Origin of the sequence: Novosphingobium sp. MBES04 (assembly GCF_000813185.1) — a bacterium.
Taxonomy (GTDB): Bacteria; Pseudomonadota; Alphaproteobacteria; order Sphingomonadales; family Sphingomonadaceae; genus Novosphingobium; species Novosphingobium decolorationis.
On sequence record NZ_DF850488.1, the window covers coordinates 849,504 to 872,887 of the forward strand.

The 23,384-nt window shown below is 65.2% G+C and carries 27 protein-coding genes, 2 tRNA genes and 1 pseudogene; 8 read left to right on the top strand and 22 right to left on the bottom strand.

What is annotated here, in order from left to right; genetic code table 11:
- Positions 1 to 65: 65 nt before the first annotated feature.
- The gene (locus MBENS4_RS03730; RefSeq protein ID WP_242404764.1) at positions 66 to 482 is read left to right on the top strand and encodes a hypothetical protein; all 417 of its coding nucleotides are present in this window, start codon (positions 66 to 68) and stop codon (positions 480 to 482) included.
- A 133-nt stretch (positions 483 to 615) separates the two neighbouring features.
- Positions 616 to 1,962, top strand: coding sequence for a TldD/PmbA family protein (locus tag MBENS4_RS03735; protein ID WP_039388880.1), 1,347 nt, complete (start codon positions 616 to 618; stop codon positions 1,960 to 1,962).
- Between the two features lie 97 nt (positions 1,963 to 2,059).
- Here the strand turns inward: MBENS4_RS03735 and MBENS4_RS03740 are convergent.
- Positions 2,060 to 2,134, bottom strand: a tRNA-Gly gene (locus MBENS4_RS03740).
- A gap of 189 nt (positions 2,135 to 2,323) precedes the next feature.
- A tRNA-Gly gene (locus tag MBENS4_RS03745) sits at positions 2,324 to 2,398 on the bottom strand.
- 227 nt (positions 2,399 to 2,625) lie between these two features.
- Here MBENS4_RS03745 and MBENS4_RS03750 point away from each other — a divergent pair.
- Positions 2,626 to 3,528, top strand: coding sequence for a tetratricopeptide repeat protein (locus MBENS4_RS03750; protein WP_039388882.1), 903 nt, complete (start codon positions 2,626 to 2,628; stop codon positions 3,526 to 3,528).
- Positions 3,529 to 3,551: 23 nt separating this feature from the next.
- Positions 3,552 to 4,163: an LON peptidase substrate-binding domain-containing protein gene (locus MBENS4_RS03755; protein ID WP_039388883.1), complete on the top strand. Its 612-nt coding sequence runs from the start codon at positions 3,552 to 3,554 to the stop codon at positions 4,161 to 4,163.
- A gap of 30 nt (positions 4,164 to 4,193) precedes the next feature.
- Here MBENS4_RS03755 and MBENS4_RS03760 read toward each other — a convergent pair whose 3' ends face one another.
- From MBENS4_RS03760 to MBENS4_RS03795, 9 genes are all read right to left on the bottom strand, one after another.
- Positions 4,194 to 4,628: a hypothetical protein gene (locus MBENS4_RS03760; protein WP_039388884.1), complete on the bottom strand. Its 435-nt coding sequence runs from the start codon at positions 4,626 to 4,628 to the stop codon at positions 4,194 to 4,196.
- An 83-nt stretch (positions 4,629 to 4,711) separates the two neighbouring features.
- Entirely contained in the window at positions 4,712 to 5,347 is a 636-nt protein-coding gene (locus MBENS4_RS03765) for a MarC family protein (protein ID WP_039388885.1), read from the bottom strand.
- Positions 5,344 to 6,078, bottom strand: coding sequence for a hypothetical protein (locus MBENS4_RS03770; RefSeq protein WP_052321986.1), 735 nt, complete (start codon positions 6,076 to 6,078; stop codon positions 5,344 to 5,346). Before MBENS4_RS03770 ends, MBENS4_RS03765 begins: the two co-directional genes overlap by 4 nt.
- Positions 6,075 to 6,968, bottom strand: a complete 894-nt coding sequence (gene folD / locus MBENS4_RS03775) for a bifunctional methylenetetrahydrofolate dehydrogenase/methenyltetrahydrofolate cyclohydrolase FolD (protein WP_039388886.1) — start codon at positions 6,966 to 6,968, stop codon at positions 6,075 to 6,077. Before folD ends, MBENS4_RS03770 begins: the two co-directional genes overlap by 4 nt.
- Before the next feature lies 1 nt (position 6,969).
- A complete protein-coding gene (locus MBENS4_RS03780; protein WP_039388887.1) occupies positions 6,970 to 7,263 on the bottom strand; it encodes a YggT family protein in 294 nt (97 codons plus the stop codon).
- Between the two features lie 170 nt (positions 7,264 to 7,433).
- The gene (locus MBENS4_RS26365) at positions 7,434 to 7,679 is read right to left on the bottom strand and encodes a hypothetical protein (RefSeq protein ID WP_242404765.1); all 246 of its coding nucleotides are present in this window, start codon (positions 7,677 to 7,679) and stop codon (positions 7,434 to 7,436) included.
- 8 nt (positions 7,680 to 7,687) lie between these two features.
- Positions 7,688 to 7,987 carry a hypothetical protein gene (locus MBENS4_RS26370; protein ID WP_242404766.1) on the bottom strand — a complete coding sequence of 100 codons (300 nt, stop codon included), beginning with the start codon at positions 7,985 to 7,987 and terminating at the stop codon, positions 7,688 to 7,690.
- Between the two features lie 38 nt (positions 7,988 to 8,025).
- The gene (argB, locus tag MBENS4_RS03790) at positions 8,026 to 8,937 is read right to left on the bottom strand and encodes an acetylglutamate kinase (RefSeq protein WP_039388888.1); all 912 of its coding nucleotides are present in this window, start codon (positions 8,935 to 8,937) and stop codon (positions 8,026 to 8,028) included.
- Between the two features lie 93 nt (positions 8,938 to 9,030).
- A complete protein-coding gene (locus tag MBENS4_RS03795; protein ID WP_039388894.1) occupies positions 9,031 to 9,717 on the bottom strand; it encodes a queuosine precursor transporter in 687 nt (228 codons plus the stop codon).
- A 107-nt stretch (positions 9,718 to 9,824) separates the two neighbouring features.
- Between MBENS4_RS03795 and MBENS4_RS03800 the strand changes: the two are divergent.
- Positions 9,825 to 11,149 (top strand): annotated as a pseudogene (locus tag MBENS4_RS03800) (NupC/NupG family nucleoside CNT transporter).
- 101 nt (positions 11,150 to 11,250) lie between these two features.
- Positions 11,251 to 11,619, top strand: a complete 369-nt coding sequence (locus tag MBENS4_RS03805) for a DUF4870 family protein (RefSeq protein WP_039388896.1) — start codon at positions 11,251 to 11,253, stop codon at positions 11,617 to 11,619.
- Positions 11,620 to 11,641: 22 nt separating this feature from the next.
- On the opposite strand, the gene MBENS4_RS03810 is transcribed toward MBENS4_RS03805, so the two are convergent.
- Both MBENS4_RS03810 and MBENS4_RS03815 read right to left on the bottom strand, forming a co-directional pair.
- Complete coding sequence (locus MBENS4_RS03810; protein ID WP_039388898.1) at positions 11,642 to 12,061, bottom strand: hypothetical protein; 420 nt, start codon at positions 12,059 to 12,061, stop codon at positions 11,642 to 11,644.
- A gap of 135 nt (positions 12,062 to 12,196) precedes the next feature.
- Positions 12,197 to 13,249, bottom strand: a complete 1,053-nt coding sequence (locus MBENS4_RS03815) for a ribonucleotide-diphosphate reductase subunit beta (RefSeq protein WP_039388900.1) — start codon at positions 13,247 to 13,249, stop codon at positions 12,197 to 12,199.
- A 405-nt stretch (positions 13,250 to 13,654) separates the two neighbouring features.
- Here MBENS4_RS03815 and MBENS4_RS03820 point away from each other — a divergent pair, with 405 nt between their 5' ends.
- Positions 13,655 to 13,921, top strand: coding sequence for a DUF2171 domain-containing protein (locus MBENS4_RS03820; RefSeq protein WP_039388902.1), 267 nt, complete (start codon positions 13,655 to 13,657; stop codon positions 13,919 to 13,921).
- Positions 13,922 to 14,008: 87 nt separating this feature from the next.
- Here the strand turns inward: MBENS4_RS03820 and MBENS4_RS03825 are convergent, their stop codons facing one another.
- Positions 14,009 to 14,398, bottom strand: a complete 390-nt coding sequence (locus MBENS4_RS03825) for a PepSY-associated TM helix domain-containing protein (RefSeq protein WP_039388905.1) — start codon at positions 14,396 to 14,398, stop codon at positions 14,009 to 14,011.
- Positions 14,399 to 14,658: 260 nt separating this feature from the next.
- Positions 14,659 to 14,868: a hypothetical protein gene (locus MBENS4_RS03830; protein ID WP_144400842.1), complete on the bottom strand. Its 210-nt coding sequence runs from the start codon at positions 14,866 to 14,868 to the stop codon at positions 14,659 to 14,661.
- 240 nt (positions 14,869 to 15,108) lie between these two features.
- Between MBENS4_RS03830 and MBENS4_RS03835 the strand changes: the two genes are divergently transcribed.
- Positions 15,109 to 15,336, top strand: a complete 228-nt coding sequence (locus MBENS4_RS03835; protein ID WP_039388908.1) for a DUF2171 domain-containing protein — start codon at positions 15,109 to 15,111, stop codon at positions 15,334 to 15,336.
- 321 nt (positions 15,337 to 15,657) lie between these two features.
- Here MBENS4_RS03835 and MBENS4_RS03840 read toward each other — a convergent pair whose 3' ends face one another.
- From MBENS4_RS03840 to trbE, 7 genes are read right to left on the bottom strand one after another with little or no spacing between them, the layout of a single operon-like run.
- Positions 15,658 to 15,906, bottom strand: a complete 249-nt coding sequence (locus MBENS4_RS03840; RefSeq protein WP_008642645.1) for a DUF2274 domain-containing protein — start codon at positions 15,904 to 15,906, stop codon at positions 15,658 to 15,660.
- Positions 15,903 to 17,165 (bottom strand): TrbI/VirB10 family protein, encoded by a 1,263-nt coding sequence (locus MBENS4_RS03845; RefSeq protein ID WP_039388913.1) that lies wholly within the window; start codon positions 17,163 to 17,165, stop codon positions 15,903 to 15,905. The genes MBENS4_RS03840 and MBENS4_RS03845 overlap by 4 nt, the downstream gene beginning before the upstream one ends.
- A 2-nt stretch (positions 17,166 to 17,167) precedes the next feature.
- Positions 17,168 to 18,166, bottom strand: coding sequence for a P-type conjugative transfer protein TrbG (trbG, locus tag MBENS4_RS03850; protein WP_008640770.1), 999 nt, complete (start codon positions 18,164 to 18,166; stop codon positions 17,168 to 17,170).
- Positions 18,163 to 18,867: a conjugal transfer protein TrbF gene (gene trbF, locus MBENS4_RS03855; protein WP_008640769.1), complete on the bottom strand. Its 705-nt coding sequence runs from the start codon at positions 18,865 to 18,867 to the stop codon at positions 18,163 to 18,165. Before trbF ends, trbG begins: the two co-directional genes overlap by 4 nt.
- A gap of 11 nt (positions 18,868 to 18,878) precedes the next feature.
- A complete protein-coding gene (trbL, locus tag MBENS4_RS03860; RefSeq protein WP_034201269.1) occupies positions 18,879 to 20,186 on the bottom strand; it encodes a P-type conjugative transfer protein TrbL in 1,308 nt (435 codons plus the stop codon).
- A gap of 12 nt (positions 20,187 to 20,198) precedes the next feature.
- Positions 20,199 to 20,936: a P-type conjugative transfer protein TrbJ gene (trbJ, locus tag MBENS4_RS03865; protein ID WP_008642622.1), complete on the bottom strand. Its 738-nt coding sequence runs from the start codon at positions 20,934 to 20,936 to the stop codon at positions 20,199 to 20,201.
- A complete protein-coding gene (gene trbE / locus MBENS4_RS03870) occupies positions 20,933 to 23,380 on the bottom strand; it encodes a conjugal transfer protein TrbE (protein ID WP_008642621.1) in 2,448 nt (815 codons plus the stop codon). The genes trbJ and trbE overlap by 4 nt, the downstream gene beginning before the upstream one ends.
- Positions 23,381 to 23,384: the final 4 nt, after the last annotated feature.

The following is a 23,384-nucleotide window of genomic DNA, read 5'->3' on the forward strand; positions in this document are numbered from 1 at the left end:
CTTGATTCGCCGCGCCAAGAGTGGTCTAATTGGCCTCTCACGAGGACATATGGGGCTTTCAGCCAATGGACAGCAACTCCCCCAAGGCCAGCGCCGCCTTTCCCGACCACAAGGCCCACGAGGCCGCCCCTGCCAGTGGCCGTCCTGCTGCCACGCTCGACTGGCGCCGCCGCATGAGCGACCACATCGCCTATGCCCTCCTCGTCTATACCGCGCTCCAGATCTTCGTGACCATTGGCGCACTCAAGGCCGGTGAAGGTTCGCTGCTCCCCTATTTCGCGTTGATCGTGCTGGTTCTGGCCATCATCCCGGCCTGCCGCCGTTTCGAAGCGCGCTGGAACAGCCTGACCGACCGTGAGGCCCGCGATCCGGCGCTCGCGCCCGCCTGCCGCCGTGACTGCCTGCTCCTGTGGGGGATCGCGATCGGTCTGCCCTTTGCCCTCACCGGCCTGTTCAAGGTGCTCGGCCTGCTCTTTGCCTGAGCTCTTCGCCAAACCGGATAACCTCCCGCTTTCGGGTACAATCGCTCAGCTTCATTTGCGCTTGGCGCAGGGGCGCACTAACTCCCGATGACAAAGGCGCAACCGCGCCCGAGCCATTGGAGTACGAACCGACATGCTTAGCCCGCAGCAGGCCCAGGACCGCGCGCAGGATCTGGTGGAGCGCGCCCGCCGCGCCGGAGCGGACGCCGCCGATGCGATCTACGCCGCGAACGCCTCCGAAGGGATCCAGATACGCCTCGGCAACCTGGAGGACGTGGAGCGTTCCGAAAGCGAGCATATCTCGCTGCGGGTCTTCGCGGGCAAGCGCTCGGCCTCGATCGGCTCCTCCGACATGTCGCCCGCCGCGCTCGACGAACTGGCCGAACGCGCGATCAGCATGGCGCGCCTCGCGCCGGAAGATGCCTACGCCGGGCTCGCTCCCGAGGAACTGCTGAGCCAGGCGCCCTGGCCCGATCTCGACATGATCGACAGCGGCGAACTCAGCCCGCAGACCCTGCGCACGATGGCCGAGGAAGGCGAGGATGCCGCGCGCGCCGTTGCCGGGGTCACCAATTCGGACGGCGCCTCGGCCCATTCGGGCAGCGGCGTCTTCGCGCTCACCACCAGCCACGGCTTTGCCGGAAGCTATGCCTCGACCAACCATTCGCTCAGCGTCTCGGTCGTCGCAGGCGAAGGCAACGCCAAGCAGCGCGACAACGCCTGGCGCCAGTCGCACCACCGCGAAGACCTGCCTTCCGCCGCCGAGATCGGCACACTGGCCGGCACCCGCGCCGTCGGCCGTCTCAACCCGGGCCGCGTCAGAAGCGGACCGCTCCCGGTCGTCTTCGACCCGCGCGTGGGCGGCACGCTCATCGGGCACCTGCTGGGCGCAATGTCGGGCAGCGCGATAACCCGCCGCTCCAGCTTCCTCCTCGACCGGATCGAAGAACGCATCTTCAAAGCGGGCATCGAGATCGGCGACAATCCGCACCTCAAGCGCGGCCTTCGCTCGCGCCCCTTCGATGGCGAGGGGCTCGCCACCCGTCCCACCACGCTGGTCGAGGACGGGCGCGTCACGGGCTGGCTGCTCGACACCGCCTCGGCCCGCCAGCTTGGCCTCGCCCCGACCGGCCATGCCGCGCGCGCGGGCGGCGGATCGCCCTCCGTTTCGGTCGGCAACGTTCACCTGTCTGCGGGCACGCTTTCGCCCGAGGAGCTGATGGCCGACATCAAGGACGGCATCTACGTCACCGAACTGATCGGCCAGGGCGTGAACGGGGTGACAGGCGACTACAGCCGCGGGGCCTCGGGCTTCCGGATCATCGACGGACAGATTGCGGGCGCCATCTCGGAGCTGACGGTCGCGGGCAATCTCATGGCCATGTACGCCCAGCTCACTCCGGCCAATGACCTGGAATGGCACCGCGCGATCAACGTACCCACGATCCGCGTGGACGGCATGACGGTGGCGGGCGAATAGCCCGCCGCCGCAAGGCGCTGCAAACGCCGCACACACGAAAAACGCCGCAGCAAAATGCCCGGCGTCCTGCGATATACCGACAATGTCATGTAAAAACTGGAGCGGGCGAAGGGATTCGAACCCTCGACCCCAACCTTGGCAAGGTTGTGCTCTACCCCTGAGCTACGCCCGCTCTGGCGTTTTTCCGGAACACTCTGGTGAACCACCATCGTGTCTGGGGTGGCGGGCCATTAGCAGCGCTTCGAAACCACCGCAAGACCCTAAAATGTATTTCGGCCCAACCCCTTGCAAGACGAAGCCAATACTTCCGCGCTCTTGCCATGCCTGCATGGAAGAGTGCCCTTGCACTACCGATGGAAACTGGAGCGGGCGAAGGGATTCGAACCCTCGACCCCAACCTTGGCAAGGTTGTGCTCTACCCCTGAGCTACGCCCGCTCTGGCGTCCGTTCGGAAGGTTGGAAGCGGATGTCCGCGCCGCCCTTCCGGGGTGGAGGCGGCCCATTAGCAGTGGGTTTCGGACCCTGCAAGCGCAAAATGAAAGAAAAAATACAAATTGCGGATTCCCGCCGCTTTCCCGCATTCCCCCCTTCACAAACGCCCCCAGAATGTCGATCTAGGCCGCTCTTGAAATCGCGACCGACGGGAGCAGTGCAGTGGCCAGCATGGGTCTGAACATCGAAGAGCAGAAGGCAGCAGAGCGGTTCCGCAAGGAGGTTGCCGAACCCTCGATGACCCAGCTCGTCATTCTCGACTTCTGGGCGGAGTGGTGCGGCCCCTGCAAGGCGCTGACCCCGGTGCTCGAGAAGGTCGCGGCCGAGTACGCCGACAAGGGCGTGGTGCTCGCCAAGATCAACGTCGATGAAGAGCAGTTCATCGCCTCGCAGTTCCAGGTCCGCTCGATCCCGACCGTCTACGCGATGTTCCAGGGACAGCCGGTGGCCGACCTGACGCAGGCGCGCAGCGAATCGCAGCTGAAGGCCACGCTCGACAAGCTGCTCGAACAGCTTCCCGTCCAGCCCGGCGGGCAGCCGCCCAAGCCCGATATTGCCCCCCACCTTGCCATGGCCGAAGAGGCTCTAGCGGCGGGCGATGCCGAACAAGCCGCGGGCGTCTTCATGCAGATCCTCCAGGTCGTGCCCGACAGCGCCGAGGCCGCGTCCGGTCTCATCCGCGCGCTGGTGGCCGCAGACCGCCTGGAAGAGGCGGCCCAGATGCTCGAGACCCTTCCGGTCGAGCTTTCCAGCGACCCGCAGATCGAGCGCGCCCGCAAGGCCCTCGAGCTTGCCAAGGACAAGCCCGATGACAGCGAACTCGCCGCCCTGCGCAGTGCAGCGGAAACCAACCCCTCCGACATGGAGGCGCAGTTCGCGTTCGCCAACGCCGCCTTTGCCGCGGGCGAGCGCGATATTGCCGCCGAAACGCTCCTGAAAATGGTTGCAATCGACCGCGAGTGGAACGACAGCGCTGCACGTACCAAGCTGCTCGAGATCTTCGAGGCGGTCGGCCTGGAAGATCCGTGGGTTTCGGCAACGCGCCGCAAGCTCTCGACGATCCTGTTCGGCTGAGCCCAAGAGAGGATACCGACACCGTGCCGCGCATCACCATATTCCCCCTCTCCGGCGCGGTGCTCTATCCCAACCTGCAACTGCCGCTGCACATCTTCGAGCCGCGCTACCGCGCGATGGTGAGCGATGCGCTCGCCCGGGACCGCATGATCGGCATGATTCAGCCCCAGCGCCCGACCGAAGGTGCCCCGCTGTTTCAGGTGGGGTGCCTTGGGCGTATCGGCGAGGTCGAGGCGTTGCAGGACGGGCGCTACAACATCATCCTGGAAGGCGAGCGGCTGTTCCGCATGACGCGCGAGCTCAATGTCACGACCCCCTTCCGCCAGATCGAAGCCGAGCTCCTTCCCGAACCGCTCGATGAAGTGCTTGCGCCCGTCGAGCGCGCCTCGTTCGAACGCGAAGCGCGCCGCTTTGCCGAACGGCAGGGCTATGCGGTGGACTGGGAGCAGGTTTCCCGGCTCGATGACCAGGCGCTGATCAACGGTGTCTCGCAGATCGCCCCCTTCGATCCGGCCTCCAAGCAGGGCCTGCTCGAGTCCCCGTCCCTCGCCGAGCGCTGCGAGATGCTGGTGCAGCTCATGCAGTTCTATGGCAAGCACGGCGACAGCGACGAAGACGGCGCGACTCTCCAGTAGATCGCGGACCCTGGCGGTGAGCGCGGCGCCTCAGCGCCGCCCCGAACCGTCCTGCGCCATCGGGGCATTGACGAGGCTGTCGAGCATCGCCGCCTGCATACCCATGTCACGCGCCTCCGAAGCGCTCATGCCGCCAGCCCGCCTCTGTGCCCGATTGCTTGCGGCGGACACAACGCTGGCCTGCTTGCGAAAGGCCTTTGCCTGCCCACGGCTCATGCTGCCATCCCGCCGCATCGCGCGAATATCGCGCCGCGTCTCGCGGACCTGCAGCGAGACCCGCACGTCGTAGCCTGTTCCCCTGGTCGCGGGATCGCGGTGATTGGGGTCGACCCGCTCCGCCGTCGTGGGGGCTTCGGCATCAGACTGCGCGGCCGGATCGGCGGACACTGCGTCGGCCGCGTGGGCCTGCGCTCCCGGCACAAGCGCCAGGGCAGCAAAGCAGGAAAGCCAGTTCAGACGGGGCATCGCGCACCTCCCATCGCTCGTGCGGAGACGACAGGAAACGGCCCCTAGCATGAATGCCAGGTGAACTGCTGGACAGATGCCTCCTAGCTCAGCAGCGCGGAGTTGATCCCGTCGATCACGTATTGGGTGGCGAGCGCGGCCAGAAGGACACCCAGGAGACGGGTAATGACCGCTTCCACGTTCTCACCCAGAATGCGCATCAGGGGACCTGCCGCCGCCAGCGCCGCGAAGGTCAGAGCCAGCACCAGCAGCATCGCGCCGAGCACCGCGAAGGTCTGCTCCGAGCCCTGCGCGCGCGACATGAGCAGCATGATCGTCGCGATCGAGCCGGGCCCTGCGATCATCGGCATCGCCATCGGGAACACCGAGACGTCCTCGACCTCGGGCGTTTCCGCGTTCTGTGCCATGATCTTCTCGGCGCGTTCCTCACGGCGCTGGGTGCGCTTCTCGAAGACCATCTCGATGGCGATCATGAAGAGCATGATGCCGCCTGCAATGCGGAAGGCGTCGAGTTCGATGTGAAGCGCGCCCAGGAGCTGTTTGCCGAAGAGCGCGAAGACAAGGAGAATCGCCACCGAAATGGCGCAGGCCCGCGCGGCCATGCTGACCGCCTGCTGGCGACTGGCCCCTGCCGTGAGCCCTGCGTAGATCGGCGCGCAGCCCAGCGGGTCGATCACCACGAAGAAAGCGGTGAACGCGCTGATGAACAATTCGATCATGGCCGTGTATCCCCTGTCCGGGCCCCGGCCTCGAACGCAAATTGCTTGAGCCCGCCGCCCGTCAGAAGCGAAACGGTGAGCACGGTCTTTCCGGAAGGCGCCGTCGCATAGCGCCAGCGCAGCGTGCCGTCGTCCGAACGACCCTGCGTGGGTGGCCCGTCCGCCGTCACCTTGATCTCGTCCTCGGCCTTTTTCCCCGGCCCGTTCCAGGGCTGAGGCGCGGGACAGTCGGTCACCTTGCCGGTGAGGAAGTCGGGAACCGCGACCGGCTCGTCGCTGGGCAGGCGGAGGTTGAGAACCCAGCGGTATTCCGACTTCTTCTCGCGCTTCTTCCAGATCGTGGCGTAGGCCCCGAAGCTGCCGTCCGCGCGTGTCCAGCCACCCTGCGTGAGGCCGAGCGTGCCATCGCAGCTCATCCAGATTTCGGCCGGGTCCCACTTCAGGCCATCGGCAGGCTCCTCTTGGCCTCGCAGCCAATCCTCGGCGAGGACCGGGGTCGGCGCGAAGAGAACGGCCTCGTCGGCGGCGAACTTGCGCATGGCCTCGTAGCGGCCTTTCTCCCGAGCGCGCCGGTTGAGCGCGATCTCGGCGGCGACAAGCGCGCTGGGATTGGCCGTGCCCGCACCGGGGCGCCCGCCCGGCATGCGCCGCTCGCGCGCGCCCAGCGGCGGCGTGGCGAGCAGCGCTGCCGAAAGGACGCTCAGCGCCAGGAGGCGCCGCGCGGCGCTCAAATCGTGCTCTCGTCCAGTGCGATACCGGCGTTGCGGTGCGCGGCCACGATGGTGTTGCGCAGGAGGACCGCAATAGTCATGGGACCAACCCCGCCCGGCACCGGCGTGATTGCCCCCGCGACCTCGCTGGCCGAGCCGAAGTCGACGTCGCCGACCAGCCTGGTCTTGCCTTCCTCGGCACCAGCCACACGGTTGATGCCCACGTCGATCACGGTTGCGCCCGGCTTGATCCACTCGCCCTTGATCATTTCGGGACGGCCCACGGCAGCCACCACGATGTCGGCGCGGCGCACGACCTCAGGCAGGTCCTGGGTGCGGCTGTGCGCGACGGTGACCGTGCAGCTCTCCGCGATCAGAAGCTGGGCCATGGGCTTGCCCACGATGTTCGAGCGTCCCACCACGACCGCATCGAGGCCCGAAAGCGAGCCGAGCTGGTCCTTGAGGAGCATCACGCAGCCCAGCGGCGTGCAGGGCACGAAACCGGGCAGGCCGGTCGACAGGCGACCGACGTTGACGACGTGGAAGCCATCGACGTCCTTGTCCGGGTTGATCGCCGCGATCACCTTCTGCTCGTTCATGTGGCTGGGCAGCGGAAGCTGGACGAGAATGCCGTCCACGGCCGAATCGGCGTTGAGCTTCTCCACCACGGCAAGGAGATCCGCCTCGCTGGTGTCGGCGGCAAGCTTGTGCTCGAAGCTTTCCATGCCGCAAGCGATTGTCTGCTTGCCCTTGTTGCGCACGTAGACCTGGCTTGCCGGGTCCTCCCCCACCACCACCACGGCGAGACCCGCCTTGCGGCCAGCCTTCGCCTCGAAATCGGCAGCTACCGTGCCGACACGTTCGCGCAGGCCCGCAGCGAAGGCCTTTCCGTCAATGATCTGAGCGGTCATGTTATGCGTAAGCCCTTGCCAGGTTTGCGAGAATGATCTGGAGGATGGTGAGCCCGATAATCAGCACCATGGGCGAAAAATCGATCGCGCCGGTGTTGGGCATGAACTTGCGGATCGGCCGCAGGAGGGGCTCGAGGATGGCGTTCAGCGCCTGGTAGATCGTCGCCACGAACTGGTTGTGCATGTTCACGACGTTGAAGGCGATGAGCAGTCCCAGCACGAACTGCACGATCACGACGAAGACGATGATGTTAACGAGGTAATCGATGATCTGGTAGAGCGTTAAGAAGAGCAAGCCCTGCTCCTTTCCTGCTGGAACTGGCCAGTGCCCGCACGGACAGAAACGCCCGCGCGGTCACGCGTTGCCGCGCTGATAGCCGAGGCAGACCGATTCCGGCAAGGGTGGCTCTGCAATGAACCATCCTGCATCGACAAAGGGATAGCGAGAGGAGGCCCCGAAGGCCCTTACTGGGTCAGCGTCGAGGTGCGCTCGATGCGCCAGTTGAGCTGCTCCTCGCTGGCACCGGGTACATCGTTCACGCGGCGCAGCACGATCGTGCCCCGGCGCGAGGGGCGCCCGTCGGCGAAATCGACGACGATCGGGGCCTCGTAATAGAGCGAACCTGCAGCGCCTGCGATGTCCCCCTTGCCGACCGCGATCTTGGGGCCGGCCTTGCCGCCAAATTCGTCACGCAGCTTTTCCGGGCTCATCTGCGCATCTAGGCTCCAGCCTTGGCCGCATCGATCCAGTCGCCCAGGCGGATGGCGCTGGTGTAATAACGCAGCAGGCGTTCCGGGTCGCGGCGCTCGGTCAGCGCTTCCATGTCGAGGTCATTGGCGATGCCCCCGCTCACCGCGCCGGTCGCGGCATCGGTGGGGAGCATCTCGGGGACAAGAAGTTCCGAACCCACGCCTGTCGCACCGTCGCTCGGAATGGCTTCGGGTGCATTCGATTCGCATCCCGCAAGCAGCAGGGCGGCACTGCACACAGCGGCGGCGATGACGAACTGGGTACGCATGACGGTGGATTTTTGCCTTTTCTTGCCCGTTGTTATCTTCAGATGGCCGCAGGATCCGTGCGGATCAAGGTGCCTGCACCTTCCTGTGTGAATATTTCCAGAAGCATGGCATGCGAGACACGCCCGTCAAGGACGACCGCCGCCTCACAGCCCGCTTCGACCGCGTGCACGCAGGTTTCCAGCTTGGGGATCATTCCCCCCGAAATCGTGCCGTCGTCCTGCAGGCGGGCAATGTCCGAGGGGCGAAGGTCGGTCAGCAGTTCGCCCTCTTTGTCGAGCACGCCGTGCACGTCGGTGAGGAGGAAGAGCCGCGCCGCGCCCAGCGCCGCCGCAATCGATCCGGCCATGGTGTCAGCGTTGACGTTGTAGGTCTCTCCGTCCGCGCCCGCCGCGATCGGCGCGATCACCGGGATCATGCCCGAGGCCGAGATCGATTCGATCACCGTCGTGTCGATCGTTTCCGGCTCGCCCACGAAGCCCAGGTCCAGAACCCTCTCGATCAGGCTGTCCGGGTCCTTCTTGGTGCGCTGCACCTTGCGCGCGGTGACCATCTTGCCGTCCTTGCCGGAAATGCCCATCGCGCGGCCACCGGCCCGCGCGATCCAGCCCACGATCTCCTTGTTGATCGCGCCCGACAGAACCATCTCGGCGACCTGCGCGGTTTCGCGGTCGGTCACGCGAAGGCCGTCGACGAACTGGCTCTCCACGCCGACCTTCTTCAGCATGGCCCCGATCTGCGGGCCACCGCCATGCACGACGACGGGATTGATACCCACGGCCTTGAGCAGAACGATGTCCTCGGCAAAGTCCTGCGCAAGCTCGGGATCGCCCATCGCATGGCCGCCGTATTTGACCACGAAGGTACGGCCAGCGTAGCGCTGCAGGTAGGGCAGCGCATCGACGAGGGTTTCGGCTTTCGCAAGCATGGCGGGATCATGAGGATTCGGCATGAGCCCGCTTTAGCTTCCCTGACGCGGAATTGAAGGTATTTTGTGCCCTTTTTCGTCAAGCACACGCAACACTTGGTGTGCAGGTGGCTTTGCTCAGGCCGTTTTCGGTCGGTCGAGCCACTGCCCGAAGCGCACGAAGAAGAGGATCAGCGGGGGCACCATGATGGTGGAGAGCACCAGCTTGGAGATGATCTGCCCCTCCATGATCGCGAGCAGCGGGAGGTCCTGGCCGAAGAACGAGATCGAGATGAACAGCACGGTGTCGACCGCCTGCGAGAGCATGCTCGCCAGCCAGGCCCGGAACAGCAGCACCGCGCCGCGCTCGTGCCCCAGCGAATTGCCCGCCAGCTTCGAGAAAAGGTAGACGTTGAGCGTCTGCGACACGCCGTACGAGACCAGTCCTGCAAACTGCATGCGCGCGCCCTGCCCCAGGAGCCGCGCGAAGGCTTCCTGGTCCCCCCACATCGCGGCGGGCGGCACCACGTTGATGACCAGCGTGATCAGCACCATCGAGACGATGAGCGGAATGAAGCCATAACGAATCAGGCGATTGGCAATGGATCGCCCGTGCAGTTCGGCCACCGCGCTCGACAGGACGACGAGGAACAGGAAGGCGAAGATGCCCGATTCGACCGCCAGTTCGCCCACCACCGGCCACTGCCCGAGTGAGGCGAGCTTGGTGCCGAGCACGCCCGCCAGCACCACGAGCCCGCCGTACAGCAGCGAGAAGATGAACAGGGAGCGCGGAAGCGAAAGGGACGCGGGATCATGGGACTGCATGGGGATGCTCTAACCGGCCTTGGACAATTGCACTAGCCGTATTGGACATCGCCCTCTAGGTTCCGGCGTTTACTCGATCTTCCCTCGTTTCGGAGCAGCGCCGCTCAATGCAAGTCGCCTACAGCCTTCTCGGCATTGTTCTCATCATGACCGTGGCATTTCTACTTTCCACCAACCGCAGGGCAATCCGGCTGCGCGTGGTGGGAGCGGCCTTCGCGCTTCAGGCCGGTTTTGCCGCGCTGGTGCTCTACATTCCCTTCGGCAACCGCCTGCTGCGCGGCGCGGCGCTGGGCGTGGAGAGCCTGCTGGGCTACGCGCTGCGGGCACCAACTTCCTGTTTGGCCCCCTCGCGGCCCCCGAAATCGGCGGTGCGAGCTTTGCGATCTCGGCCCTTCCCGTCATCATCTTCTTCGCCTCGCTGATCTCGGTCCTCTATTACCTGGGCATCATGCCGCTGGTGATCCGCTGGATCGGCGGCGCGCTGGAGAAGGTGACCGGGATCAGCAAGGTGGAAAGCCTGTGCGCGGCCTCGAACATCTTCGTCGGGCAGAGCGAGAGCCCGCTGGTGATCCGCCCCTACCTTGCCAACCTCAATCCCTCGCAGCTGTTCTGCGTGATGAGCGTGGGGCTTGCCGGTGTCGCGGGCACGATCCTGGCCGCCTACGCCTCGATGGGTATCCGCATCGACTATCTGGTCGCCGCCGCGTTCATGTCGGCGCCGGGCGGCATCTTCATGGCCAAGATGATCATGCCCGACCCGCGCCACGACGAGGCCACGCAGCTCGACATCCACGAGGGCGCGACGCCGCCAGCGGGAATGACCGCTGCCGCCCTCAACCGCGATGACGTAACCCACCAGCCCGGCGTCCACATCGATGAGGTCGAGCCCGTCGAGCACGAGGAAGAGCGCCCGGCCAACATCATCATGGCTGCCTCGCAAGGCGCACAGACCGGCGTGAAGCTCGCCGTCGCGGTGGGCGCGATGGTGCTCGCCTTCGTCGCCCTTATCGCGCTGGCCAACGGCATCATCGGATGGGCGGCCGGGCTCTTCGGCTTTGCGGACATCACCTTCCAGGGCCTCATCGGCTATGTCTTTGCCCCGGTCTTCTACCTGCTCGCCACCCCCGACTGGGCCGAGGCCATGCAGGCGGGCAGCCTGTTCGGCACCAAGATCGTCCTCAACGAGTTCGTCGCCTTCATCGAACTGGGCAACGACGCCGGTCTCTCGCCGCGCACCGTGGCGGTCGTCACGTTCGCGCTGTGCGGCTTTGCCAACTTCTCCTCGATCGCGATCCAGATGGCGGTGACGGGGAGCCTGGCGCCCAACCAGCGCCCCCATATTGCCCGTCTTGGCGTACGCGCGTTGGCCGCAGGCAGCCTCTCGAACCTGATGAGCGCGGCGCTCGCCGGGCTCTTCCTCGGGCTCGTCTGAGGCGCGGCCATTCTGCAAGTGCGCCACACCGCTCGGCGAGCGCACTTGCGGCACGCGGCCCGATAGGTCACCTTACGGAGGCTTCGGTAAGGAGAGAGCCCGTGAACGACAGCGAAAACAGGCCCGCAGCCTCGAACTCGAGCTTCGAGCTCAACAACCCGACCGTAATCTGCCTTCTCTACTTCGCCTCGTTCCTGACCGGGGTGACCGCCATCATTGGCGTTGTCCTTGCTTTCGTGTGGCGCGGCGAGGCCAAGGCCGATTGGGAACTGTCCCACTACCAGTATCTCATCAACACGTTCTGGATCGGCCTTGTCGGCGGGATTCTGGGCGTCGTGCTGATGATCGTGCTGATCGGCTTCCTGATCCTGCCGGCCGTCTCGATCTGGGTGATCGTGCGCACGGTGATGAGCCTGCTCAAGGCGCAGAAGCGCGAAGCCATGCCCGATCCCAATTCCTGGACGATCTGATCAGGCCCCGCGACGCCTGCACCTAGCCGCCGCGCCGTTCTCCCGTCTCCAGCTTCGCGCGCGCCATGTCCTTGCGGGGTACACGGCTCGCGAAGTGGTCCACGTCGCCGCTGGTATAAGCGTAGATCTCGGTGACGGGCACGCGGTAGCGATAGCGCTCATCGACCAGCACCACGGTCGCTCCATCGCGCCCCTCGACCGTACCGATGACAGCCCCGTCCCCTTCGACGATGGGCGTGCCGGGCACGAGTTCGCTTGGCGATATGTTGCGCACCATCTTGAGATAGGGGCTTTGCATGGCCTTCGCGATCTCGGCGTCGGTGCGCGCGATGACACCGCTTTGCGCGGCGACCGGAAGCGCGCCGGACACGCCCCCTGCAAACAGGATGGGCATGGCCAGAAAGGCCATCCGGAGAGAGCGGGAAACAGGCAGATGGCGCATGCGGTCACTCCTTCGATGGAAAGACTGTGTTACCCATCTAACACAAAAGGCCCGGCAGGTTTCCCGCCGGGCCGTGTTCATTTCGCATCGGCCGTGCCGAAGAGCGCCTTTGCTGGGCCCTTTTCCCGATACCGCTTACTCGGCGGCCTGGGTGTCCTCGAAGAGGCCGGGCTCGCTGCCGTCGTCGGCCTGCGCCGCGTCATCCGGCTTCACCTTGCGGCGCGAATCGAAGTTCGCCCACACCGTGTTCCAGTCGCCACGGGTCGCGCCCTTCGAGTATTCGGTCGCGCGGGTCTCGAAGAAGTTGGCGTGCTCCACACCGTTCAGCAGCGGGGTGAGCCAGGGCAGCGGGTGCTCGTCGATCATGTAGATCGGCTTGAGGCCCAGCTGGTCGAGGCGCCAGTCCGCGATGTAGCGGATGTACTTCTTGATGTCCTTGGCGGTCATGCCCGGAACCGGGCCCATCTCGAAGGCGAGGTCGATGAAGTTGTCTTCGAGGCGCACCGTGGTCTGGCAGACATCGGCAATGTCGTCGCGCACGGCCTTGGTCAGGCAGCCGCGCTCCTTGGTGAAGGCGTGGAACATCTTGATGATGCCCTCGCAGTGCAGCGATTCGTCGCGGATCGACCAGGTGACGATCTGGCCCATGCCCTTCATCTTGTTGAAGCGCGGGAAGTTCATCAGCATGGCAAAGCTGGCGAAGAGCTGCACGCCCTCGGTGAAGCCGCCGAACATGGCGAGCGTGCGCGCGATGTCCTCGTCGTTGTCGACGCCGAAGTTCTGCATGTAGTCATGCTTGTCCTTCAGCTCGGCATATTCGAGGAAGGCGCCGTATTCGCTCTCGGGCATGCCGATGGTGTCGAGCAGGTGCGAATAGGCCGCGATGTGCACCGTCTCCATGTTGGAGAAGGCGGTGAGCATCATCTTGATCTCGGTCGGCTTGAAGACGCGCGCGTACTTCTCGTGATAGCAATCCTGCACTTCCACGTCGGCCTGCGTGAAGAAGCGGAAGATCTGCGTGAGCAGGTTGCGCTCATGCTCGGAAAGCTTCTGCGCCCAGTCGCGGCAATCCTCGCCCAGCGGCACTTCCTCGGGCAGCCAGTGCAGCTGCTGCTGGCGCTTCCAGTAGTCGTAGGCCCAAGGGTACTCGAAAGGCTTGTAGGTCTTGCGCGCGTCGAGAAGAGGCATGGGCGACTGACTCCGTTGGATGTCTAACGTGGTGCGTTGTTGGCGAAGGGCGAAAGAGGTGGTCCGTCTTTCGCAATCCGCATGATCTGGCCCGGTGCAACGAGAGTCGCGCCCGGGACCCAAGCGGATAGACGAAATGGCCCCTCCTTGTGCAGCCCAACGGCCAAAATTTCTCGAACTTTACACAGCTTTGAATCGCTTGTGAATCATAGATTTGGGGCATGACCGCCGAGCCACACCCCACACCTAGTGCCCGGACCGCCGTTTTCGCACGTGCAGCACGAACGCGACCCGGGCCTGCAAACCCCGCCGCATCCGGGGCTTTGCGGGGAACTGCGTAGCCTCCTTGCGCGTTCTTTCAGCAGGAACATTCCGGCCCTTACCGGGCCCAACAGGAGAGACGCCATGACCACCACCGCCAGCCGCCCTCGCGCTGCCGAAGGGACATTCTGGACGACGAGCCTGGGAACCATTCACAAGGACATGAAGGTGATCGACGCCGAGGGGACCTGCCTTGGCCGGGTTTCCGAAGTCAAAGGCGACGAAGTCATGCTCGCGGGAGATGGCGGGCACTCCTTCATCGCGCTCAGCCAGATCGACGGCGTGGGCGAGGAAGGCGTGCTCCTTTCCGATCGCGGCGACATCACCTTCGGCATGCCCAGCTCGACCTGAGCCCCGGCACACTTGCCAGATACGAAAAGGGCCCGGATCATGATGACCCGGGCCCTTCTTGCGTCGCGCGCTATTGCCGCCGCGGGTTCACTTCCAGAACCAGCGCGGGGCCAGCTTGCGCTTGGTCCGGAAGCGCCACATCTGGACGTAGAGCCAGATCCCCGAGATCGAGAAGAACACCAGAGCCAGGCCCGACAGCACCGAGATCGCGGTACCGATGGCACCGAAGGTCTCGCCCGAATGCAGGTGATGGAACAGGCCGACCATCGAGCGGATACCGCCCGAAGCGCGCGGCGGCATGCAGCGCCAGCCCTCGGGGCATTCGAAACCTTCCGGCGGCGTTGCGAGCGCCTCCACGGCCGGATCGGGGGTCCCTGCCGGCCACAGCACCGCAACCTGGCTGAGGACGCCGGTGACCGCGATCCACAGCATGAAGATTCCGAAGAAGAGCGAGAGCCAGCGGTGCCACTTGCGCATGTGAGAAGCGTGTCCCTTTGAACAATTACGAATCGCTCAACTGCAAAGCGCAGGACGCGCACGCGCTCAAGCCGCAAATTGTCACACGCGGTAACGGGACAGGTAAACAGGACCCGGAAGAAGGACGTTTCAAGGGGTCATCACCCCTTGACCCCAGAACGGGCGACCTCACCTTTCGCGCGCCGCGATGGCCGAGAAAGGTGAGGTCGACTGTTTTGGGAGCCCGAGGGCGATGGCCCTCGGACCTATTCTTCTGCCTCTTACCAAGGGCCGCGCCGGTCGTCGTGACGGCGGTCATGGCGACGGTCGTGGCGGCGCTTGCCGTGGTGTCCCCGGTCGTGGCGCTTCTCGTAGCGGTCGTGCGGGCGGTGGTGGCCGGGGCGCGGATGGCCGTACTGGTTGCAGGCCGAAAGGCCGACCGATGCGGCGACGGCGAGCGAGACGGCCATGATGGCATTCCTGCGAAACACGTTCGTATTCTCCTGATTAGGCTTTTCAATCAACAGAATACGCAAGGCACCCGAGCCGTTCCCGTGCGATCCGCGCACGCCCGAAGCCTCTCCACGCACGCCCCGCGGCAAAGCGCGCCGCTCGCACGCTCCCGCCTCCATCAACCGTGCCCATGATGCGATGGACGCCGGAACGCCCCCCGGGGGGATGCGCGTTATCAGGGGTAACAACGCAGCAAAACAGAGCGAAAGGAGAGAGATATGCTCGAGAAGCTCCGTATCCGCGAACACATGGAAGTTACCGATGCCAATGGCCAGCACGTGGGCACCGTCGATGGAATCGAGGATGATCGCATCAAGCTGACCCGCACCGACAGTTCGGATGGCCAGCACCACTTCCTCGACCTCGGCAATGTCGACAAGATCGACGACAACCGCGTCTACCTGAAGCAGGGAACCGCCATTCCGGTGGGCGCTGGCGCCAACTGACACGCCCCCCGCGTCCCTCATTCGCTGAGGGAACGGCACCATTAAAAAATGTTCGGTGTCAAGTATTTTCAAGGCATCCCATTTGGCCTGAAACCTTATACGAGACAGCAAGTTAGCTCTGTATCGTGCCACCCGATGGCACCTCGGCGGTGTGGGCTAGGTGCCACATGAGAGCGTTGGGAGAGAAAGCCGGATCGCGCTACATCGGACACGGAGTGCAGCGTCGGCAACCGACCTGAACTCCCATATTACCGGCTTCCCAAACGAAGAACGCACGGCCTGGAGCCGCGCGTTCTTCATTAAATCTATGTCGGAGCATCGTCATCCTGACTTCGGGGTGGCGACGGCCTTGGCCTTGCCACCCCGCTTGAATCCCCGATCCCCCGCCATGAAGGCTTCGAGCATGTGCGGGATCAGCGTGGCCGCATCGACCGCTTCGCCATAGGTCTGCGCATGAAGAGCGGCGTACCGGTCTAGATCCATTTTCAGGCTGGCTGGACAAGCGAATGTCAGCTTGGTGCTGCTGGTCGATGGCAGCGGCCCAAGCCGGAGTTTTCTGGCCATGTTCATCGGGCACCTCCACGCTGAAGAAAGAGCGGCTGGTAAGCTCGAACCTGTAAATCCCTTGCCACGATGATCCGCACCGGCAACCCCGGCCGCGCTGTCAGCGTCGGCTGGATGTTCATGTTGCGCCGGGTCATCTCCTGCCCCACTTGGTTCACACTGTCCTGCAGACCATCGCGCCCGGCAATGACGATGCGGTTGCCGTTCTGCCGATTCTCCGGCGCGGCCAACTCGGCGCCGATACCCAGCAGCGTGGTCAGCGCCGCCCCGGCAAAGATGCGGCCCCAATGCTGATCCACTTCATCCTCCAACCCTGCGTAGCCCGCAGGATCGGTGCCGACAAGGTTGTCGAGCGTCAGCGAGGATGTGTCTGGCAAGATGATCCGGTTCCACACCATCTGCACCCGGCTCTGCCCGAAGCTCACCTGGCTGTTGTATTTGCCCAAAATGCGCGAGCCCTGCGGAATCAGCAGGAACCTGCCCGTAGCCGTGTCATAGACCGGCTCCGTCACCGTGGCGATCACATCGCCCGGCAGGTCGGACTTGATGCCTGTGACCAGCGCCGCTGCGATCACCGTCCCGGCCATCACCTGGTACGGCGAGGCTGGCATTTGGAGATTGCCGGAATTGCGAGTCTCCTTGGAGCCGCCTTTCAGGAACGCCTCTTTCTGGTCTTGCCGGTTCTGCACGGTGGTGGGATCACTGGGCTGGGCCGCCGTCGAGGCCGGACCGGCCGCCAGCGGATCGAACCCTGCCAAGGCGTTGGCCATGCCGGGTGCTCCGGGCGCCGCCTGCGCGACAGCGCCAGCGGCTTGGCCCGGCTTTCCCGAGCGGAAGAACACCGCCGAAGCCGCCGCCGCTTCGGCCTCCTTGCGCAAGGCGTCGTTGGGATCATGTCCCGGCGGCATGTAGGTGGGCTGCTGCGCCGCCACGATGGCCGGCCCCAGGTCGCCCGGCAGCGGCGGCCCCAGCTCGGGCACCTTCGGCAGTTTCGAGTAATCGGACGGCAACCCATCCAGCCCTTCGGACTTTGAGACCCGATCCACGTTGTACAGCTCGTTCTGCCAGCCTGCGCCGCGCCGGTGCGGCTGCAGGGCCCAGATCGTGGCCCCGAGCACGGCGACCGACAGGCCGCCGGTGAGCATGGCCAGCGTGCGCCGGTTCAGGCGCGTGACCGGGCGCGGCTGGGCGCGCAACGCCATCGCTTCGGGCGCCGCCTTGCCCCCCTGAGAAGTGGCATGGTCGGGGGTGTTGTCTTGGCTCATGCTCAATTCCTCCGTGCCACGCCATCGGTGCGCTCAATTCGCACCACGGCGCCCTTATCGCCACCCAGGCGCAGCTCGGCCGCACCAAACAGCCGATCCACGATGTAGTACGGCGAGCGGAAGCGGTAGTTCACCAGTTGTCCGTCGCCTTGCGCGCCGATCACGAACATTGGCGGTAGCTCGCCTTGAGCGATGCCCGCCGGAAACTGGATATAGACCTTCTCGCCATCGTCAAAGGCCCGCAACGGCTTCCACGGCGGATTGCTGCCGCTGACCGCGTAGCGGAAACGGATCTTCTCCAGCGACAGCCCGGCATCGACCGGCGCGGCGGCGCTGGCCGCTTGTGCCTGGCGCTGCAGGGCCAGCATCCTGTCCTTGGGGTATTCCCAGGACACCGAAGCCATCCATGTCTTCTCGGTCGAAGTCAGTTCTAGCAGGTAGGTGCGCCGACTGGTCGTGATGACCAAATTGGTCTTGAGGCCCGAGCGGATGGGCTTGACCATCACATTGACGCGCAGCGCATCGCCGCTGCCGCTCGATGTGTCGCCCACGATCCAGCGCACCGTGTCACCGGCAGCCACCGTCACCAGTTCCTCGCCCGGCTGGAGCGCGATCACGGTCACGCGACCCACGGCCGCATAGACCTGGTACAGCGCGCCATCAGTGAACGGCCAGACCTGGATGGCGTTCACATAGCCCTCGCGTGTGGGCGCAACACGGGCCTCCGTGTTCGCACGGGTCACGCGCACCTTCTCGTCGGGCGATTCCAGTGTGGCCTTGGCATCACCGGCCAGCGGCTTCATCTGTCCAGGCAGTGCCAGCACCTCGGGCACGGTCACGACCTCCACGGGCTTCGGCGCCTCGGGCAGCGGCTGGGCCTGCACCGGCCCATCCAACGAGATGGATGGCGGCGGAGTCCCCTGCGTGGCGCAGCCCGAGAACAAAACGGTGGATGCCAGTAGGATCACAGGCAAGGCGGGTTTACGGAAATGTCCATTCATGGTTTTGCTCCTTCGTTTCCTTCCAGCTCGCGGCTCCACGCCAGCCCGTTGACGTAGATACCCAGCGGGTTCTTGCGCACGCGCTGCTCCGTGCGCGGGGTCTGCAGCACCGTGGAGATCACCGCGTTCCAGCGCTCGGTGCGATCCAGCGCGCCGTTGACGAAGCGCGTCTCGGTCCAGCGCACGTTGAAGGACTGGTCGCTGGCGCGGGTCACGCTGGACACCTGCACCGTCACCGACTCCTTGCCGATGCGCGAGAACGGATCAGCCACCCGCGCGTACTCATTGAGCACCACGGCGCCCTTGTCCGTGGTGTAGTCATAGGCATCGAGCCAGTTCTGCCGCACCACGATGGGGTCGATGGACAGCGAGCGCACCAGGCCGATGAAGCGGCCCAGGTGGTAAGCAATCTGCGCATCGCTGGGCTGGTACGGCGTGGCGGCTTCGCCGACAGCGCGCACCTGGCCCGCGTTGTCCACCTCGATCACGTAGGGCGTGACGATGGACTGCGCCGAGCGCCAGACCAGGCCGCCGGCCATCAGCACCGCCAGCGTGAGGCAGCCGAAGGCCATAAGCCGCCAGTTCTTCGCCTGCACGCGGGCCGAGCCGATGCGGTCGTCCCAGACCTGGGCGGCGGATTGGTACGGGGTGGCAGGCTGCGGCGTATCGGCGTAGCGCACCTGCGGTCGTTTGAATCGCATGGGAGTTCTCCTTATGAATCGGAATCACGAAGGCTTGGCCCCTGGCTGGAGCTGCCGCCGTCGCCGCCGCGCAGCGTGTGGGCGGCCGTGGTCGCGGCATGGGTGAGCTGCTGCCTGCGGTGCAGGCGCTTGGCCCAGGCAGGCTGTTCGTTGGATGGAGGCGCATCTGCGGCATCAGCGCCAGATGCCGGCGCCTCATCCGGCCGGAAGGCCGCTGCCACGCGCTCCTTCATCGAGCGTGCGCCGTCGGCTACCTTTTGCCCGGCGGTCTTGGCCACGTTGCCCGCGCCAGCGGCAGCGCCTTGGATGCCACTGCCTGCGGCCGTAGAGCCAGCATCGAAAGCCGCCTTGGCGCCGCGCGCGCCGCCGGCCGCAAGGCGGGCTGCACCAGGTGCCATCCGCGCCCCTGCAGCCACGGCGCTGCCGACGCCAGCAGCCGCAGCCCCGACGCCAATGGCAGCGCCTGCGGCCCCCAGCGTTGCTCCGGCCATCGCACCGGCTCCAAGCTGTGGCCCGCCGGACACCAGCCCGGTGGCAATGCCCGGCCCGAAGATGCCCAGGGCCAGCATGGACAGCGAAGCCAGCATGATGACCAGCGCCTGGTCGATGGAGGGCTCGGCACCTGCGGGAATCCTGAACTCGGCAAACAGCCCGGTGCCGATCCCCACGATGACCGCGAGCACCAGCACCTTGATGCCCGAAGACACCACATTGCCCAGCACCTTCTCGGCCAGGAACGCCGTCTTGTTCCAGAGGGCGAACGGCACCAACACGAAGCCCGCGAGCGTGGTCAGCTTGAACTCGATCAGCGTCACGAAGAGCTGCACCGCCAGCACGAAGAAGCACAGGAGGACGATGCCCCACGCGAGGAACAGCACCACGATGGAGGTGATGTTGACGAACACCTCCGGGAAGCCCGCCATCTGCTTGATCTGCTCCAGGATGGGGGCCGCCGCGTCGATGCCGGTCTTGGCCAGCCGCCCCGGCTGCAGGAAGTTGCCCATGCTCACGCTGGAACCGCTGGCCGTCAGGCCCAGCCCCGCGAAAGAGCGAAACACCACGCCCGCGAGCATGTTGAAGTTGCCGATGATGTAGGCGAAGGCGCCCACATAGAGCACCTTGCGGATCAGCTTGGCGATCACGTCCTCGCCCTGGCCGCTGGCATGGCCCATCGCCCAGAACAGTCCGGCGAGCGTCATGTCGATGACGATCAGCGTGGCTGTCAGAAACGCCACCTCGCCCTGCAGCAGCCCAAAGCCCGAGTCGATGTAGCGCGAGAAAACATCGAGAAAGCGGTCGATGACCGATACGTCGTTCATGGCCCGGCCCCGTCAGCGGTTGTAGAAATCGACGGGGTGCGGCGTGTATGGCGTTCCAGAGCCCAGAAAGCGCCGCGTGATTTCGCGCCCGCGCTCCGTGGCCGCGGCCTGCCGCGCCTGCTCCAGCGATACGGCGCGATCCTGCGTGAGCTGCAAGCGTTGCGTCTGGATCGACTGCTTGGCCTGCAGGGCCAGCAACTGGTTCATGGCCTGCATCGCTTGCAGCGCGCCCACGGCCGATTGGCTCTTACCCACGAGGTCAGCCAGCACGGCCTCGTCATCCTTGAGGTTCTGCGAGGCCTGGGCCTGCATCTGCATCGCGGTCTGCAGGCTGGTGAGCGTGTTCTTCCAGCGTTCCTGCGTGTCCCGGTACATCTGGTCGCCGCTCACGGTGGCAGCGTACTGCTCGGGATACAGGCGCTTGAACTCCTTGTCCATGTTCGTCACGTCGTAGGCCAGGCCCTTGGCCTGGTCGATCAGCCGCTGGGTCAACGCCAGGTTGGCGCGCAACTGACCGACCACGCTGGATGGCAAGCTCGCCAGGTTGCGCGCCTGGTTCTCCAACATCTTGGCCTCGTTCTGCAACTGCTTGATCTGGTTGTAGAGCTGCTGCAGCGTCTGGATGGCCGTCAGCATGTTCTGCACGAAGTTGGACGGATCGAACACGATGAGGGCCGCCGCGGGCTGGGCGAACATCAGGGAGCCGGTCAGGACGGCGGCGATTGCGGCGGGAAGGATGCGGGTTTTCATGGTGAGTTCTCCTGCGGGTGGGAAGGAAACGAGGACAGCAGTTCGGCGGCCCAATGCAGGCCGCGATGGCGCAGCCAGGTGGCCGCGAACGGGGTGGAAGCGGAAGATGTGGAGGTGGTGGCGGCAGCGAGCACCGCGTCGATGTCGCGCTGGTCTTGCGGCGTGGACGCACCCGCGAAGGCCAAGGTCGCGGCGCCCAGGTCGAGGTCGAACAGGCGATTGCCGAGACGCGACTGGTAGTAGTAGTCCCGCTTGGGCTGTGCAGTCGCCACGATCTCGATCTGGCGGCTGTTGAGCCCGAAGCCTTCGTAGATCGTGCGAATCTGCGGCTCGGTCGCCTGCGGGTTGGGCAGGAAGATGCGGCTCGCGCAGCTCTCGATGATGGCCGGCGCGATGCTCGAATCCTTGATGTCCGCCAGGCTCTGCGTGGCAAAGATGACGCTGACGTTCTTCTTCCTGAGCGTCTTGAGCCACTGGCGGATGTGCGCCGCAAACACCGGGTCATCGAGAAACAGCCACGCTTCGTCGAGGATCAGCAGCGTCGGCGCACCGTCAAAGCGTTCATCGAAGCGCGCAAAGAGGTAATGCAGCACGGCCATGACAGCGGCCTTGCTGTGCATCAGTTCCTCCATCTCGAAGCACTGCACGGAACCAGCGCCCAGGCGATCCGAATCCGCATCCAGCAACTTGCCGTGTGCGCCACCTAGCACATAGGGCGCCAGCGCTTGCCGCAGTGCGTTCGATTGCAGCAAGACGGAAAGCCCGGTCATCGTGCGCTGCTCCAGCGGAGCACCGGCGAGACTGCCGAGTGCCGACCAGATGGCCACCTTCTCGTCGGGGCCGACCGCGACACCCTCATGCCGCAAGCGGCCTTCGAGCCATTCGGCCGCCCAGGTGCGATAGCCCTCGCGGTCGATGCGGGCGAGCGGCTGGAAGGCAATTTCTCCATCCGTGCCCAGGTCGTAGTGCTCGCCGCCCAAGCCCAGGATGGTGGCGCGCATCGAGCGCCCCATGTCGAAGGCGAAGATGCGCGAGCCGCGATAACGACGGAACTGCATCGCCAAGGTGGCGAGCAAGACCGACTTGCCCATGCCCGTGGGGCCGGCCACCAAGGTATGGCCCACGTCGCCAATGTGCGTCACCAGCCGGAACGGCGTTGCCCCCTCGGTGCGCGTGACGATCAGCGGCGGGCCGTCGAGGTGGTCGTTCTTCTCCGGCCCGGCCCATACGGCGGACACCGGCATCAGATGTGCCAGATTCAGCGTCGAGATGATGGGCTGGCGCACGTTCGCGTAGGCGTGCCCCGGAATCGACGATAGCCAGGCATCCACGGCATTGAGCGTTTCGGGGATCGTCACAAAGCCGCGCCCCTGGATGACGCGTTCCACCATGCGCAGCTTCTCATCGGCCTTCGCCGGGTCGGCATCGAGCACCGTCACCGTGGTGGTGACATAGCCGAAGGCCACTTGGTCGCTGCCCAGCTCCTGCAACGCCGCATCGGCATCCGCCGATTTTTTGCTCGCGTCGGTATCGACCAGCGGGGTTTCCTGCTGGAAGATGGTTTCGCGCAGCAATGCGATGACGTTCTTGCGCTTGGCGAACCATTGGCGGCGCAGGCGGGAAAGCTCCTTTTCCGCATCGGCTTTGTCGAGGCACAGGAACCGGGTTGACCAGCGATACGCAAAGCCGAGGCGGTTGAGGTCATCCAGAATCCCCGGCCAGGTCGAGGTCGGGAAGCCGCGCACCGTCGCCACGCGCAGGTGCTGATCGCCCAGCATGGGCGCCAGCCCGCCAATGAGCGCGGAATCGGCCAGCAGCGCATCGAGATGGAATGGCACTTCCGGCACACCGACGCGATAGCACCGCGTGGAGATGGTCGAGTGCAGGTAGGTCAGCGTCTGGCTGTCATCGAGCCACGCGATCTCCGGCATCACGCCATCGAGCAGGTCAAAGATGCGATCCGTTTCCGCGACGAAGGCCGTCAGGCGCTCGCGCCAGTCCACGCCTTCGGTCGGACGGTTCTCGTAGAGCAGGCCCGCCGCGCGGGCGCGTGCCTCCTCGGGCGGCAGATACATCAGCGTCAGGTGGTAGCCGCTCTCGAAGTGGTTGCCCGAGTCCTGGAAGGCGGCGCGGCGTTCCTCGTCTACCAGCCACGACAGCGGCTCGGGAAACTCCGAGTGCGGGTAGTTGGCGGCGGGCCGGCGCTCGGCTTCGATGAACAAGGCCCAGCCCGAACCCAGCCTGCGCAACGCGTTGTTCAATCGTGCTGACGTAGAGATCAGCTCGCCCTGCGTGGCACTGTCGAGGTCGGGGCCACGAAAGCGCGCCGTGCGCTGGAACGAGCCATCCTTGTTCAGCACGACGCCCGGCGCAACCAGCCCGGCCCAGGGCAGCCAGTCGGCCAGCAATGCGGGCCGCTGGCGGTATTCGGCAAGGTTCAGCATGGCA

Excerpts from the sequence above, each read along its gene's own strand:
- MBENS4_RS03730 (WP_242404764.1), top strand. The coding sequence starts at position 66 with ATGGACAGCAACTCCCCCAAGGCCAGCGCCGCCTTTCCCGACCACAAG.
- MBENS4_RS03735 (WP_039388880.1), top strand. The coding sequence starts at position 616 with ATGCTTAGCCCGCAGCAGGCCCAGGACCGCGCGCAGGATCTGGTGGAG.
- MBENS4_RS03750 (WP_039388882.1), top strand. The coding sequence starts at position 2,626 with ATGGGTCTGAACATCGAAGAGCAGAAGGCAGCAGAGCGGTTCCGCAAG.
- MBENS4_RS03760 (WP_039388884.1), bottom strand. The coding sequence starts at position 4,628 with ATGCCCCGTCTGAACTGGCTTTCCTGCTTTGCTGCCCTGGCGCTTGTG.
- MBENS4_RS03765 (WP_039388885.1), bottom strand. The coding sequence starts at position 5,347 with ATGATCGAATTGTTCATCAGCGCGTTCACCGCTTTCTTCGTGGTGATC.
- folD (WP_039388886.1), bottom strand. The coding sequence starts at position 6,968 with ATGACCGCTCAGATCATTGACGGAAAGGCCTTCGCTGCGGGCCTGCGC.
- MBENS4_RS26365 (WP_242404765.1), bottom strand. The coding sequence starts at position 7,679 with ATGAGCCCGGAAAAGCTGCGTGACGAATTTGGCGGCAAGGCCGGCCCC.
- MBENS4_RS26370 (WP_242404766.1), bottom strand. The coding sequence starts at position 7,987 with ATGCGTACCCAGTTCGTCATCGCCGCCGCTGTGTGCAGTGCCGCCCTG.
- argB (WP_039388888.1), bottom strand. The coding sequence starts at position 8,937 with ATGCCGAATCCTCATGATCCCGCCATGCTTGCGAAAGCCGAAACCCTC.
- MBENS4_RS03795 (WP_039388894.1), bottom strand. The coding sequence starts at position 9,717 with ATGCAGTCCCATGATCCCGCGTCCCTTTCGCTTCCGCGCTCCCTGTTC.
- MBENS4_RS03810 (WP_039388898.1), bottom strand. The coding sequence starts at position 12,061 with ATGCGCCATCTGCCTGTTTCCCGCTCTCTCCGGATGGCCTTTCTGGCC.
- MBENS4_RS03815 (WP_039388900.1), bottom strand. The coding sequence starts at position 13,249 with ATGCCTCTTCTCGACGCGCGCAAGACCTACAAGCCTTTCGAGTACCCT.
- MBENS4_RS03820 (WP_039388902.1), top strand. The coding sequence starts at position 13,655 with ATGACCACCACCGCCAGCCGCCCTCGCGCTGCCGAAGGGACATTCTGG.
- MBENS4_RS03825 (WP_039388905.1), bottom strand. The coding sequence starts at position 14,398 with ATGCGCAAGTGGCACCGCTGGCTCTCGCTCTTCTTCGGAATCTTCATG.
- MBENS4_RS03835 (WP_039388908.1), top strand. The coding sequence starts at position 15,109 with ATGCTCGAGAAGCTCCGTATCCGCGAACACATGGAAGTTACCGATGCC.
- MBENS4_RS03840 (WP_008642645.1), bottom strand. The coding sequence starts at position 15,906 with ATGAACATGGCCAGAAAACTCCGGCTTGGGCCGCTGCCATCGACCAGC.
- MBENS4_RS03845 (WP_039388913.1), bottom strand. The coding sequence starts at position 17,165 with ATGAGCCAAGACAACACCCCCGACCATGCCACTTCTCAGGGGGGCAAG.
- trbG (WP_008640770.1), bottom strand. The coding sequence starts at position 18,166 with ATGAATGGACATTTCCGTAAACCCGCCTTGCCTGTGATCCTACTGGCA.
- trbF (WP_008640769.1), bottom strand. The coding sequence starts at position 18,867 with ATGCGATTCAAACGACCGCAGGTGCGCTACGCCGATACGCCGCAGCCT.
- trbL (WP_034201269.1), bottom strand. The coding sequence starts at position 20,186 with ATGAACGACGTATCGGTCATCGACCGCTTTCTCGATGTTTTCTCGCGC.
- trbJ (WP_008642622.1), bottom strand. The coding sequence starts at position 20,936 with ATGAAAACCCGCATCCTTCCCGCCGCAATCGCCGCCGTCCTGACCGGC.
- trbE (WP_008642621.1), bottom strand. The coding sequence starts at position 23,380 with ATGCTGAACCTTGCCGAATACCGCCAGCGGCCCGCATTGCTGGCCGAC.